Origin of the sequence: Cystobacter fuscus DSM 2262, from assembly GCF_000335475.2 — a bacterium.
Taxonomy (GTDB): domain Bacteria; phylum Myxococcota; class Myxococcia; order Myxococcales; family Myxococcaceae; genus Cystobacter; species Cystobacter fuscus.
Genome location: NZ_ANAH02000028.1, coordinates 120,403 through 133,771 on the forward strand (window position 1 = coordinate 120,403; position 13,369 = coordinate 133,771).

Annotated in this window: 12 protein-coding genes; 5 read left to right on the forward strand and 7 right to left on the reverse strand. The window is 70.9% G+C overall.

Translation table 11 applies throughout. The features are described 5' to 3' along the window. Window positions 1–12: 12 nt before the first annotated feature. Window positions 13–666: a sterol desaturase family protein gene (locus tag D187_RS35180; RefSeq protein WP_002628596.1), complete on the reverse strand. Its 654-nt coding sequence runs from the start codon at window positions 664–666 to the stop codon at window positions 13–15. A gap of 183 nt (window positions 667–849) precedes the next feature. Between D187_RS35180 and D187_RS35185 the strand changes: the two genes are divergently transcribed. Then, the gene (locus D187_RS35185; RefSeq protein ID WP_002628595.1) at window positions 850–2,481 is read left to right on the forward strand and encodes a DUF6895 family protein; all 1,632 of its coding nucleotides are present in this window, start codon (window positions 850–852) and stop codon (window positions 2,479–2,481) included. A 314-nt stretch (window positions 2,482–2,795) separates the two neighbouring features. Next, entirely contained in the window at window positions 2,796–3,692 is an 897-nt protein-coding gene (locus D187_RS35190) for a hypothetical protein (RefSeq protein ID WP_002628594.1), read from the forward strand. A 47-nt stretch (window positions 3,693–3,739) separates the two neighbouring features. On the opposite strand, the gene D187_RS35195 is transcribed toward D187_RS35190, so the two are convergent. From D187_RS35195 to D187_RS35215, 5 genes are all read right to left on the reverse strand, one after another. Continuing rightward, window positions 3,740–5,131 (reverse strand): cytochrome P450, encoded by a 1,392-nt coding sequence (locus tag D187_RS35195; protein WP_002628593.1) that lies wholly within the window; start codon window positions 5,129–5,131, stop codon window positions 3,740–3,742. A 151-nt stretch (window positions 5,132–5,282) separates the two neighbouring features. After that, entirely contained in the window at window positions 5,283–5,915 is a 633-nt protein-coding gene (locus tag D187_RS35200; RefSeq protein WP_002628591.1) for a hypothetical protein, read from the reverse strand. Window positions 5,916–6,060: 145 nt separating this feature from the next. After that, on the reverse strand, window positions 6,061–7,137 hold the full coding sequence (locus D187_RS35205) for an Ig domain-containing protein (protein ID WP_002628590.1): 1,077 nt from the start codon (window positions 7,135–7,137) through the stop codon (window positions 6,061–6,063). Then, entirely contained in the window at window positions 7,134–7,880 is a 747-nt protein-coding gene (locus D187_RS55725) for a hypothetical protein (RefSeq protein WP_002628589.1), read from the reverse strand. Before D187_RS55725 ends, D187_RS35205 begins: the two co-directional genes overlap by 4 nt. Next, window positions 7,877–9,136: a caspase family protein gene (locus D187_RS35215; protein ID WP_002628588.1), complete on the reverse strand. Its 1,260-nt coding sequence runs from the start codon at window positions 9,134–9,136 to the stop codon at window positions 7,877–7,879. The genes D187_RS55725 and D187_RS35215 overlap by 4 nt, the downstream gene beginning before the upstream one ends. 212 nt (window positions 9,137–9,348) lie before the next feature. On the opposite strand from D187_RS35215, the gene D187_RS35220 reads away from it, so the two are divergent. Both D187_RS35220 and D187_RS35225 read left to right on the forward strand, forming a co-directional pair. Then, a complete protein-coding gene (locus tag D187_RS35220) occupies window positions 9,349–9,951 on the forward strand; it encodes an RNA polymerase sigma factor (RefSeq protein ID WP_245591903.1) in 603 nt (200 codons plus the stop codon). Then, window positions 9,951–10,709 carry a hypothetical protein gene (locus D187_RS35225; RefSeq protein ID WP_043432999.1) on the forward strand — a complete coding sequence of 253 codons (759 nt, stop codon included), beginning with the start codon at window positions 9,951–9,953 and terminating at the stop codon, window positions 10,707–10,709. Before D187_RS35220 ends, D187_RS35225 begins: the two co-directional genes overlap by 1 nt. A gap of 3 nt (window positions 10,710–10,712) precedes the next feature. Here D187_RS35225 and D187_RS35230 read toward each other — a convergent pair whose 3' ends face one another. Then, window positions 10,713–11,213, reverse strand: coding sequence for an ureidoglycolate lyase (locus tag D187_RS35230; RefSeq protein ID WP_043433001.1), 501 nt, complete (start codon window positions 11,211–11,213; stop codon window positions 10,713–10,715). A gap of 106 nt (window positions 11,214–11,319) precedes the next feature. On the opposite strand from D187_RS35230, the gene D187_RS50850 reads away from it, so the two are divergent. Further along, window positions 11,320–13,269, forward strand: coding sequence for a hybrid sensor histidine kinase/response regulator (locus tag D187_RS50850; protein WP_002628584.1), 1,950 nt, complete (start codon window positions 11,320–11,322; stop codon window positions 13,267–13,269). The last annotated feature ends 100 nt before the right edge of the window (window positions 13,270–13,369 follow it).

Sequence of the window (13,369 nt, forward strand, 5' to 3'; positions counted from 1 at the left end):
GAGCCGCCGGGACTACTCCGCCGTGCTGGAGGAGGCCTCGGGCCTGGCGGCCTGCTCGCGCACGCGCAGCGAGCCCACCAGCGAGTCGATCCACCGGTGGCTGATGCCGTAGTTCTTGTCCGGGCAGGCGAAGTGGTGCGCCATGTGGTGCGCCCGCAGGGCCTTGCCCCAGGCCGTCCACGGCTTCTTGTAGTGCACCGCCCAGTGCAGGTAGTCGTACGCGAGGTAGCCCGCGACGATGCCGACGAAGTAGGGAATGGTGGCGTCCGGCCGGCCCACCAGCCACAACAGCCCGGCGATCACGATGGCCAGCGGGATGCTCGCGCCCAGCGGCATCACCAACCGCTGCGGATCATCCGGGTACGTGTGGTGGTAGCCATGGATGATGGCGTGGAAGCGCCGGGTGAGCGGACCGTTGCCCTCCCAGTGGAAGAGGTGGCGGTGCAGCGTGTACTCCATGAAGCACCACGTGAGGTAGCCCAGGGGGGCGAACAGGAGGACCTGTTTCACCTGGGTCGTCCCGCTCCACAGGGCCCAGGCCAACAGGCCCGAGATGAGCGGGATGTAGAAGGCGAAGGGGGTGGCGGGATGGATCTTCGAAGCGGCTTCGAGGAAGTCGTTCTCGAACATCCTCGCGGAGGCATGACGCTCGTACTCGGTCTTCATGGGCGTACCAGCAGGGAAGATGGAAGGTCGGGGGCGGTCAGCCCCCGGCCAAAACACCGCCATCCTCCTTATAAGGCCCGGGGTCAAGGGGGCTCGTGACGAAACGGGGGGGAGGGCCGCCTGGCCGGAAGGTGTCTCCCACTGAGCATCGGGCCACGGCATCCTGGCGTCCAGGAGGCAGGGATGACCGGACGCGGGGCGTGGCTCGTCGTGGACGTGGTGGGGGTGGCGGGGGTGGACACCCTCGGAGCGCTCCTTCCGGGGGCTCCAGGGGCCGCCCAGGCCCGGGCCTGGATGATGGCCGAGGTGAACGCCGCCGTGGAGGGCCTGCTGTCGGCGGGCTTCGAGCGCGTGTGGGTGAGCGATGCCTCGTGCTCCACTGTTCCCTTCCCAGGCGGGGAGGCACTCCATCCCGGGGCCGAGCCGTGCTCCGGGGAGGATCCCTTCGCGCCCTCGTGGCTCGAGGACGTCCAGGCGGTGGCGTGCGTGGGCATGCACGCGGCGGCCGGGACGGGGGGCTTTGGCGCGCATACCGGGGGGCCGCTGTGTGTCTGGACGTGCGCGGGCCGGACGCTGTCCGAGGCGGAGCTCGTGCTGGCGCTGGCGGCGGAGGCAGGGGTACCCGCCGTGTTCGTCTCGGGGGACGACGTGCTGCGGGCGGGGCTGGAGGGGCGGGTGGGCTATGTGTGCACCAAGACGGCCGTGTCCACCGAGCGGGCCGTGTCGCGTGCTCCCGAGGAGGTCCACGAGGAGCTGCGGCGCGCGGCCGCCCGGCCCGGCCAGGACCAGACGCCGCTTCCGGACGCTCCGCTCGTCCTCTGCTTCAAGAGCGGACACCAGGCGACGCTCGCCGAGCGCACCGGCGCCCGCCGGCTGGATGCGTACCGCGTGGAGGTGTCGGGCCGCACCTTCCGGGAGCGCTATACCCACGCCCGGCGGGCCGTGGCGGCCGCGGGCCGGGTGCTGCCCGGGGCGGGGCCGGGCTCCTTCGTCTTCAACCCGGAAGCGCTGGCCCTCCTGCGGCTGCCGGGACCTTCCGAGGCTCCGCCTCCGGCGCGGGAGCGGGAAGCGGAGCGAGCCCTGGGCGCGTTCCTCGCGCTGACGGCCGGGGAGGACGATGCGTCCCGGGCGCTGCGCGCGCTGACGCTGCACATGCTGGAAGGTCACGCCCCGGGGGTCTTCGCGCGCTGGGGGCTGGGCGCCCGCGTGGAGGAGGCGGTGGAGGCTCTCACGGGGGTGTCCCTGGAGTTTCCCGCCGGGTTGCCCCCGGAGGTGGGCATGTCCCGGGTGGATGCCTGGTACGTGCGGGGCGAGCGCGATTTGTCGACTGCTCCCCTGGCACCCGCGGCGCTGCGTGACTACCTGCTGCACCTGGATGACGAGGGGTATGGGCTTCATGGGTGGCTGCTGGGTGAAATCGCCGCCACGCGGGGTGTGGACGTGCGCTTGTCCATCCCCGAGCGGGTGTTTCGCGGCGTGTCGCGCCGGGCGGACCTCTACTGGCTCACCCACCTGTTCTTGTTGGACACGCGCTACCTGCGCTCCCCGCCGCGAGCCCCGGACGCCAGCGCGTGGACGGAGGAATTGCTGGCGGCCACGCCCGAACTCATCGAGGGCATGGACCTGGACCTGGCGGCCGAAGTGGTCTTCTGCCTTCAGTGTGTGGGGGAGTCCGGAGGAGGCGCGCATGAGTCCCTCCTGGCATTGCTCGCCGCGTGTCAGCGGTCCGATGGTGCCGTGGGTGATGCGCATTCCACCGCGGCGGCCCTGCTCGCGTTCGCTGGCGCGCTTGAACGCACCGTCTCCGAGCGCTGAGACGCCATGTATGGCATTTGGTTTCGTCAGACACGTGGTCGTGCCTGTCTGTTGAAGACCCGACGCGCCCTTTCGGGAACGTCTGGCGCTATACGGGCTGGATGTCAAACCTCGCACCGCTAAGGCTTTTCTTGAGTTCCGGTGGATGCAAGGAAGGCCGTACATCCGCATTCTGCGGTCACGGCCCCCTGGTGAGACCCAGATGGCCGTGAGCCGGAGGTTGCGCCATGGGGTTCACGTCTTTCAGGAGTCTTTGGAGCGGGATGGCCGGGCGTGGGGCTGCGTCACGGGGGGTGACGTGTCGATTGTCGTTGGTGCTGTCATTGATTGCCGTCGTGGCATGTGGCGTGGAGCAACCGCCCGACGAGATGCAGGTCCTGGAGTCGAAGTCGCAAACGTTTCAGGAAGACAATGGATTGTCGCTCAATGGGCTGTCGCTCAATGGGTTGTCGCTCAATGGGCTGTCGCTCAATGGGCTGTCGCTCAATGGCTTGAACGACGCGGACTTCATCGCCTGGTTCAACAGCGCCGATGGCGGCAACCTGGCGGGCCATGAAGCGTTGATGAAGTACCTGGTGCGCTGCGCGGTGCCCGAGGGCCAGGTTCGTGTCTTCGTCAATCCGACCACGGGAGTACGCCATGTCTGGGAAGGCGGCATGGGATTGGCTCCCCTCTGGTCGGGCGGCAGTCCGGCCACCGTGGACGAGCAGCAGGTCATCTCCGCGTGTCTGGCGGCCCACGCCAACAACTATGGGGTGCATGTCCCCATCTCCGTGCTGGGCCAGGACGCGTCGGGCGGCACCATCCCCTTCACGCGTCAGGAACTCATGAGCTTCGCCCAGCGCGAGGCGTGTTTCTTCGGCAACCTCTTCGTCCCGGGCGGTGCGGTGCTCTTCGCCGGCAACCACATGGACGCGCTGTCGCCCGAGCAGAGCACCCCGCGGCCGTGCGGCCTGCTCGGCCTGGGCACGGCGAGCAGCCCGGCCTGCACCCAGATACAGCGCATCGGTCAGTGCCTGGATCACTGCCAGCTGGAGCCCAATGGCAACTTCTACAGCGAGTGCACCTACAACGGTGTGACGTACAAGCCGCTCACCACCCGCATCCGCCTCTCGGACGTGAATGTCTGCGGTGATGGCGTGTGCCAGGTGGGTGAGCGCAAGGGCACGGGTTACACCGCCGACAGCTGCGGCGTCGACTGCGGGACCTGAGCCGCCGGAGGGGGGAGCGCGGCCGGGGGAAGGCCGCGCTCCCGGCTTCACGCGCTCTGCAGCTGGGGTTGCTTCTCGCGGCGCGTGGCGTGCATGGGCATGGTGCCGTGCGGCCGCAGGGTGACGTGGGCATCCGCGGTGACGGGGGCGCCGGTGCCTCGCAGGCGGAAGCGCTGGGCCACCATGGCGAGGATGAACTGCGCCTCCATCATCGCGAAGTTGTTGCCGATGCACTGGCGCTGTCCGCCACCGTAGGGCAGGTAGGCCCAGCGCGGCCTCTGCTTGCTGTTCTCCGGCAGGAAGCGCGTGGGCTCGAAGCGCTCCGGGTCGGGCCAGAAGTCCGGGTGGCGGTGGGTGACGTAGGGCACCAGCAGCACCAGGTCCCCCTTGGGAATCCGGTAGCCGCCCACCACGTCCTCCTCCTCCGCCACGCGCGGAATGGCCCAGATGGGGGGGTAGAGGCGCAGCGTCTCCTCGAACACGCAGTTGGTGTAGCGCAGCTTCGGCACGTCCTCGAGCGTGGGGGTGCGCCCGCCGAGCACGCGGTCCACCTCCTCGTGCAGGAGCGCCTCCTGCTCCGGGTTCTTCTCCAGCAGGTGGAACGCCCACGCGAGCGCGGTGGCCGTCGTCTCGTGGCCCGCGAGCAGCAGTGTCATCACCTCGTCGCGCAGCTGCACGTCGTCGAAGGTGTCTCCCGTGTCCGCGTCGCGCGCGGCCATCAGCATGCCGAGCAGGTCCTGCGACTCCCCCGCCGGCCCCCGCGCCCGGCGCTGGGCGATGATGCCCTCGACGATGCGGTTGAGCGGCACCATGGAGCGCTGGAAGGCCAGGTTCTTCGCGGTGGGAATCCGGTAGAGCCACGGCTTGTAGGGCAGCGGGGAGATGATGCGCTCGTTGGTGATCTCCAGCGCGGTGGTGAACGCCTCGCCCAGCTCCTTCGTGTGCGCGGCCACGTCCACCCCGAAGAGCGCGCGCACCACCACCTGCAACGTCAGCCGCATCATCTCCGTGAAGACGGGCACGGGCTCACCCGCCTTCACCCGGGGCTCCCACTGCTCGAGCACCTCGGCGGCCGTCTCCGTCATCACGCCCGTGAGCCCCGCCAGGCGCTCGCGGTGGAAGGAGGGCTGGGCGAGCCGGCGCTGGCGCTTCCAGAAGTCGCCCTCGGACGTCACCAGGCCGTTGCCCACCAGCGGGCGCGTCTTGTGGAAGATGGGGCCCTTGGTGTAGCGCGCGGGCGCGTCCGCGAGCACGTACTTGACGTGATCCGGGTGCGTGAGCTGCTCCACGTAGATGGGCCCCATGCGAAAGCGCACCACGTCTCCCAGCAGCGCACGGCCGCGCAGATAGAGGCCGAGTGGATCGCTGGTGCGCTCGGGGAGGTGGCCCCAGAGCCAATGGCCTGGGGGCATGGGAGGCAGGGGTGCGGAGTTGTTCATGGGGGTCCACCACGGGGGTCGGGAGAACTGCGACCCGCATTGTGGACGACGCGGCGTGCCATCGCCAGGGGCGCCCCGGCGGCACGGTCGTGAAGCGGCCCGTAGCATGAGCCACGGGCATGGGAGCGCGGAGCGGGCGCGCGGCCCGGACTCAGAGGGGCTGCAGGTAGTGCACCAGCACGGTGGCGTTGTTCACGTTGAACGTGACGCTCAGGTCCGGCGTGGTCACCGGGATGCTGGGCGTGCTGCCGCTCTGCGCGGGGAAGATGATCTGCTTGCCGTCGAAGGTGAACAGCTTGCCCGGCACCGTCAGCTCGTGGCCGGTGATGTTGAAGTAGATGGCGCCCACGTCCACGAAGCCGCCCGGCAGGAGGATCGCCGACGCGGGGATGTAGTAGGGGATGGCCGGCACGGTCGCGCCCGTGACATCCACGCAGCGGTAGCGCGTGAGGTCCACCGCCGGGATGGTGAGGCTGAGGCTCGGGATTTCCTCGTTGATCTCCGGGAGGGAGAACAGCGGCGTGCCCTCGGTGCCCAGGTCCAGGCCGGGGAGGTTCAGCGAGTAGCCGAGGATGGTCTGCGCCGTCTCGTCCAGGTGCACGCGCACGGGCTCCGTCAGCGCCTCGCTGGCGGGGACGTAGATGGGCACCGCGGGCGTGGTCACCGTGCCACCCGGCGTGTGGCCCAGCACGTACACGCACGTGGTGCCGGCCATCGCCATGCTCGGCAGGGCCATGCTGGTGAACGCCGCGCCAACGAGGAAACGCTTGAGGGAGCTGATCATGGGTTTTCTCCGGGTCGAGGGAAGAGCCGCGCTGGGCCGGGGAGGGAGTTCCCCGCCGCGCCATCGCGCCTTCATGGATTAATTGGGAAAACCCTCCCGGATTGGATCGCGCGGATTCAAAAAGTTTTTTCCGGGCGGTTTCCGCTCAGTGGACCTGGAGCCTCAGAGGCGGGGACTTCACGGTGTCGAAGAGATCCGTGCGGGAGAGGGTGAAGTCGTAGCTGTTGCCCTTCGCGGTGGCGGTGGGAGTGCCGGAGAGCCGGCCCGTGGACGAGTCGAGCGCGATGCCCGGAGGGAGCACTCCACCGGGCTCCACCTTCCAGTTGCCGGAGTAGGGGGAGGTGATCTGCATGGAGTAGTCGTAGCTCACGCCTACCTTCCCCGCGGGCACGGAGCGGGTGCGGATGCAGGTGAGCGAGCAGGAGCTGGCGGTGAGTTGCAGCAGGAGGGTGACCGTCTGGGGAGGCCGGGCGTCATCCGTCACCCGGACGTCGAAGGAGTTGCCCGTGGCGCTCGATTTTCCCTGGACGTACCCGTTGGCGCTCAGGACGAGGCCCGCGGGGAGTGAGTTGGGCTGCACGAGTTCGAAGCGGTAGGGCGACCGGCCTCCCAGCGCCGACAGCTGTTCCGTATAGGTCTCCCCCTTGGGGAAGTCCGCGAGCACGCCCGGTCCGGCCAGGATCAAGGGAGCATGGATGCGCACGGAGAACGCGCGCTCGGTGGAGCGTGCCTCCCGGTCCACCAGCCCGAGCGTGAACTGGAACTCCCCCGTCGTCGTCGGCTTGCCGGACAGGATGCCCCCATCGAGCCGCAGGCCCGGAGGCAGCTCGCCCCGGGTCGAGAAGGTGTAGGGCGGCGTGCCGCCCCGGGCCCGGAACTGGAAGGCGTAGTCCACCCCCTCCACGCCATCGCCCAGGGTCTCCTCCTCGAGCAGGAGGGGGTCGACTCCCGCGTCGCCCTGTTGCGCCGGGGGAGGTGTGCCTCCGTCGTCTCCCGCCGGTACCTCGGGGAGGCACGGCCCCCGCGCACCACAGTCCGGCAGGCAGATGCGCTCGGGGCCGAGGCACGAGGAGCCCGCCGGACACCCTCCCTGGTCATCACAGGGGGGAAAGCGCGAGAGGTCCGGCACGAAGACGCACGCGGACGTGGAAAGGAGAAACGAGGGGAGCAACGAGACGAACAACGAGAGGCGCAACGCCGCTCCTGGCACCCACCGGCTCATGGCAACTCCCAGAGGAAGAGGACGGTTCCTCCCGCCCCGAGCAACGCGCCCGCGCCCAGCAGCACGTTGGCCGTGGTGGCCCGCGAGCGTCCCTCCCGCAGCCGCGCGGCGAAGCACTCGCGGAACACCTGGCCCTCGCCCCCACAGTCCGCGCCGCCGGTGGACAGGGTCTTCTGGCTCTGGCGCGCGGCGAGCCCGAAGCCCACGCCCACCGCGAGCGCCACGCCTCCCGCGGTCACCATCACCGTGGGCAGCACCCTCGCCGGGCGCTCGTCCACGCGGCGCCCCGTCCGCGCCGTCCACAGGCCGCCGAGGGCCTCGCGGGCCCGGGCCTCGTCCGGGCCGGACACCGCTTCGGCCGGGGAGAGCTCCAGGGTGGCGTGGGACTCCAGGCCCTCGCGGTCCACCAGGGTGAGCGCCACGCTGCGCGTTCCGCCCACGCCGAGCGCCACGCCGCGCACGAGCCGCTGCGCGCCGAGCGCCAGCACCTGCGCTCCCCGGCACGCCGCGTCCGAGCAGCTGGCGAGCCGGCCCCCCCGTGCCCGCATCCGCGCCACCGTGTCCGCCCGCGACTCCAGGCACGCGCCGGGAAGCGTCTCCACCGTGCGGCGCACGAGGTCCTCCGCCCGCCGGGCCTCGGCCGTCGACAACGCCACGGGCTGGAAGGGCACGAGCACCACGCGCTCACCCCGGCAGGGGGTCTGGGCCAGCGTGAGCGCCAGCGCCAGCGCCACGAGGCTCATGGGGTGAGGTCCGCCTGTTGCTCGGGGGCCACGGGGGACTCTCCGAGGCTGGCCATGTAGCCCTCGTAGAAGTGGGGCCCGAAGGGCACGGAGAAGAGCTTGTCCCGGAAGGTGTCCTCCAGGGCGCCGCGTGCCGCGAAGGACTGCTCGCGCCAGGTGAGGCCCCTGGCGTCCACCACCACGCCCGCACGGGCGAGCTGGAAGGGGGCCTCGCGTCCCGGGGCGCGCAGGAAGTAGCCCTGGCCGGGGGGCAGCCCCAGCACCAGCGAGCGCTCGCGCTCCTTGTTCAGCTCCGCCACCCGGATGCCCCGCGCGTCCTCCACCCACACGCGGCCCTCCAGTCCCGGCGTCAGCAGGAGGAAGCCCAGGCCCGCGCGGTGGCTCAGGTCCACCAGCGGCGCCGCCCGGTCGAGCGCGGGCGGTTGGATGGACACCTCCAGCCGGCCGCGCACGTCGTCCACGCCCTGGTTGGCCGCGGCGATGAAGGCCTGCAACTCCGAGTACTCCACCCGCCCGTCCGCGTTGACGTCCGCGGCGCCCGAGAGCGCCGACAACACCTGGTGGCTGAAGACGCCCGAGCGGATGGCGCTCCACTCGTGGCTCTCCTGCTCGCGCGAGGTGGACAGCACGGCGCCCACATGTGGGTAGCGCGCCAGCTCGCGCATGGCCAGCCGCTCGCGCACCGCCTCCCACCGGGCAGGGGCCACGGGCAGGGCGCCGCGCGAGTGGACGAGGAAGTACGAGTCACATGCGTCCACGATGAGGTGGATGAACGACGCCTGGCTCGGCGCGAGCACCCGGTTGTAGAGCTCCGTGCGGGTGAAGGCCCCATCCAGCAGGCTCACCGCGCCCTCGCCAGCGGAGCCCCGTTGCCCGTGGCCCGTGAAGATGAAGTAGAGCACCGGGATGTCGCCGCGTGCCTTGTCCTCGGCCATGCGCGCATTGAGCCGGCCGAGCGCCTGCTGGAGCGAGGCGCGGGTGGGAGGCGCCGTGCGGGCGGCGAGTCCCGGGCGCAGCGCCTGCGTCTCGGCGTCCAGGACGCTCAGCAGCACCGTCTCCTTCGCGCGTGGGGAGAGCAGCTCGTAGTAGCGCGCCCCGTCGTCATCGGCGTAGCGCAGCGGGGCCTGTCGGGGCTCGGTCCCGATGTTGTTGGCGATGATGAGCGCGTAGGTGACGCGCTCGGGCGCGGCACTCGCGGCGGTTCCAACCAGGAGCGTCGCCCACCCCATCACCAGAGCGCATCGGAGCAATCGCATGCGCGCGGAGTGTCCCTGGGAGGTAGGGGGCGGGGCAAGTGACCCCGTGTCATGAAGACAGGCCGGTGTGAGCTGGCGAGCGGGCGGGCGTTTTTTCTCGCGGGGGGACGATCCAATCCAGGTGTCCACGCGCAACAGGGAGAGAGCGTCAGGGGTGACGCGGGAGGCCGGGCACGGTAAGTCGCCGAGGGATGGAGTGGGACACACGGACGTTGCAGGCCTTTCGGGACGGGGACCCGGAGACGATGGGACGGGTGTACCGGGCCCACGCGGAGGCGTTGGCGCGGGTGCTGCGGGGCATGGTCTGGCGGGCGCGAGACCAGGGTGGGGCGTGGGAGGTGGAGAACACGGTGCTGGAGACCTTCGCCCGGGCCTTCGAGCCGAGGACGCGCGGGGCCTATGACGGGGTGCGCCCCTATGGGCACTTCCTCGTGGGGATCGCGCGCAACGTGCTGCTGGAGCAGTCGCGGCGGCGCGAGGTGGCGGTGGGGTTGGAGCCCTTCGAGCAGGTGGGCGAGGTGCCGGAGGAGGGCGAGGGGCTGGCGCGGGCCTGGGAGGACCGGGAGGTGGAGGAGCTGCTCGCGCGCTTCAAGACGGAGCTGTCGGCGGAGGAGCGTCAGCTCTTCGAGCTGCGCTTCGGCGAGGAGGGCATCGCGCAGGAGGGCGCGGCCGAGCGCCTGGGCCTGACGCGCATCCAGGTGCGGCGCCGGGAGTTGGGGTTGAAGACGCGGCTGCTCGAGTTCCTGCAGGCGCGCGGCTACCTGGAGGGGTTGGAGGTGAAGGGGTGGAGTTTCCTCAAGCGGCGGGACCAGTGATGACGACGTGTGGAGACCGACAGGCGAAGCAGGCGCTGCGGGCGCTCTTCGAGCAGACGCTGGACGCGGAGGGCTTCGTCCGGCTGCGCGCGCACGTGGCCGGGTGTGGCGAGTGCCGCGAGGCCTACGAGCGGCTGGCGCGCGTGGAGTCGGCGCTGGAGCAACGCGCGCTGCCCACCAACCGGCAGGCCCTGTTGGAGCGGGAGTTGTTCGCGCGGCTGTCCGGGGCGCCCCAGCCCGTCCGGGCTCCCGTGCCCGCGCGTCGTCGGCGCTTCTCGCTGCCCTCGTTCTGGGTGCCGTCGCTGGCGGGCCTGGCGCTGGCCTCGGTGGCGGTGGTGCTGGTGGTGCCTCGCTTGCGCGCCGCTCCGGACGCCGAGTGGAGCGCGCGTGGAAGCGCGGTGCCGAGCGCCTGGGGCGTCCGGGCCTTCTGCGTGGGGCCGGAGGGCGACGTGCGTGAGGAGGCTCGCTCCGGCGAGACGCTGGCGTGTGGCGAGGGGAGCGCGGTGCAGTTCAGCTACACGGCGCCCGAGGCGGCGCTGCTCACGGTGGAGACGTTCTCCGACTCGGGCGAGCCCCTGCGCTTCTTCCCGGCGGAGGGCGGCGAGACGGAGGTCGCCGCGGGGGTGGATGTGCCGCTGCCCTACAGCACCCCGGTCCAGGGCGGCTGGCTGTCCGGACCCCTGGAGGTGCGCGCGAGCTTCTCGGATGCGCGGGGCCGGGTGCTGTCCCAGACGCGCCTCACGCTCGTGCCCCGTTAGGGCTCAGGAGATCTCGACGACGGCCTCGCCGGGGAAGGGCAGCTCGTCGCAGTTGTCGTCCGGCCGTGCATCCGCGCGGCCCAGCACGAGGAAGTCCGTCACCGTGTCCAGGGCGATGGCCGGGTGATGCCAGGTGCCCGGCGCGTAGTTCACTCCCTGATGTCCGTTGGTGACGAACACCCGCAGGGTCGCGGGGTCTGGAGCATCACGGCCATGGGCCACCACGACGAGAAAGGGCCGGCCTCCAATGGGTAGGAAGAGCTGGGAGGACACCGGATGGCGTTCCAGCCCGGTGCAGCGCAACGGCAGGCGCGCGGGTTGGACGCGGAAGAGGCTCAGCAGCGCGCGTCCGCCATTCTTGTCGAGCGCCAGGTCCGCCACGTCATCGAAGCGCCAGGCCGTGCCGCTGTTGATGAGGCGCCCGCCCTGCTCGGGCACTTCCACCACCTCGCCGAATCCCGCGAAGGCCGCCGCCGTCAATGCTTCCCGCTTCGGTCGGATCATCACACCGACAGTGCATGACCCCCACCCGGAGCGCAAGCCAGGGGGCAACGGGATGGCGCGGGGGTGGACAGCCTCCGAGTCCGGGCCAGCAGAGGGATGGCGGGGCGTGAACGCGCCACACCCGGGCATTCTCCTCGTCGATGACAACCCGGAGCAACTCGCGGCGCTGGAGGCCAGCCTCGCGCCGCTCGGCCAACGTCTGGTGCGGGCCCTCTCCGGCCAGGAGGCCCTCAAGAAGATCCTCGTCGAGGACTTCGCGTGCATCCTGTTGGCCGCGCGGATGCCCGGGCTGGATGGCCGGGAGACGGCGCTGTTCATCCAGGCGCTGGAGCGCACCCGTCATGTCCCGCTCCTCTTCCTGACGGAGGGCGAGGAGGTGGGCGCGGTGGACTGTGTCGCCAGGCCCGTCGAGCCGCACCTGCTGCGGGCCCGGGTGCGCGACCTGCTGGAATCGTCCCGGAAGATGCCCACGGTGCGCTCCCCCTCGCGTCCTGGCGGGGAGCCCGTGCGCGACGAGCGCCACCTGGAGAGGGAGTGGGAGCTGCTGCGCTGTGGGCGGGAGCTCGAGGTCTCCATCGCGAACCTGTGCGAGCGAGAGGAGCACTTCCGGGCCGTCATCTCGGCGCTCCTGGAGGGCATCATCCTCCATGATGACCAGGGCCGGGTGCTGCTCGCCAACCAGAGCGCCGAGAGACTGCTGGGCCTCTCTTCCCTGGAGATGGTGGGACGGGCGGCGCAGGATCCGCGCTGGGGCTCGCTCCACGGGGATGGCCGTCCCTGCCCGGCGGAGGAACTGCCGGCCCTCGTGGCGCTGCGCACCGGGCGGGCCGTCACCGGGGCGGAGCTGGGCGTGCACCAGCCCAACGGGCGGCTGGTGTGGTTGTGCGTCAACGCCCAGCCCATCTTCGGGCCCGACGGCGTGACACCCACGGGCGTGGTGGTCTCCTTGCTCGACATCACCGAGCGCAAGCAGGTGGAGGCCCGGCTCGAGGCGAGTGAGCGGCAGTTCCGCACGCTCGCCGAGGCCCTGCCCGAGACGGTGTGGATGGCCGAGCCCCCCCACGGTCTCATCTACGTGAATGGCGCGCTGCCGGGCCTCACGGGCCTTGCCGTGGACGCACTGCTGGGCATGGGCTTTCTCTCCATCATCCACCCGGACCATCGGGCGCGCTCGCTGGAGACCTGGTCGCGCGCGATGAAGGAGGAAGCACCCCTCCAGGTGGAGCACCTGGTGCGGGGCCGGGATGGGAGCTACCGGTGGCACCTCGTGCGGGGCGTGCCCGTCCGGGACGACGCGGGCCGGGTGGTGAAGTGGGTGGGCCTGTCGGCGGACGTGCACGAGTCGCGGCAGGCCCAGCAGGAGCTGCAACGCCGCGCCGACTTCGAGCAACACCTGGTGGGCATGGTCAGCCATGACTTGCGCAATCCCCTCAACGCCATCCTCCTGACCACCCGGAGTCTGCTGCGCCGCGGCGGCCTGGACGAAGGGCAGACCCGGGGCGTGGAGCGCATCCAGGGCTCGGTCGAGCGCGCCATCCGGATGATCCGGGATCTGCTCGACTTCACCCAGGCGCGTCTGGGCGGCGGCATCCTGCTCGAGCGCCAGCGGGTGGACATGCACGAGGTGGTGCGAGGCGTGCTCGACGAGGTGGAGGTGGCCCATCCGGGCCGCGAGGTGCGGTGGGTGCGCGAGGGCTGTGGCCAGGGTGAATGGGACGCGGACCGGATCGCCCAGGTGATGCAGAACCTGGTCACCAACGCCCTGAAGTACAGCCCGGAGGGAACGCCCGTGCGGGTGGAGTCCCGAGGCGTGGAGGAGGCCCTGGTGCTCTCCGTCCACAACGAGGGCCAGCCCATCGCGCCCGGACAGATGGAGCGGCTCTTCCAACCCTTCCAGCGCGCCACCACCGAGGTGGACAAGGCCGGCCGCAGCGTGGGGCTCGGGCTCTACATCGTGAAGCACCTCGTGGATGCGCACGGGGGCACGCTCGACGTGCGCTCCACGTGCGAGGAGGGCACGACGTTCACCGTGCGCGTTCCCCGGACGGGCGGTTGATTCGTCTCCGGTGATGTTTCTCAATGGAGGGTTCTCATGCGGAGAACCACCCATGCGCCCGTCATCGGCGGGCTGCCCGTCAAGAGGCCCTGCATTGCCC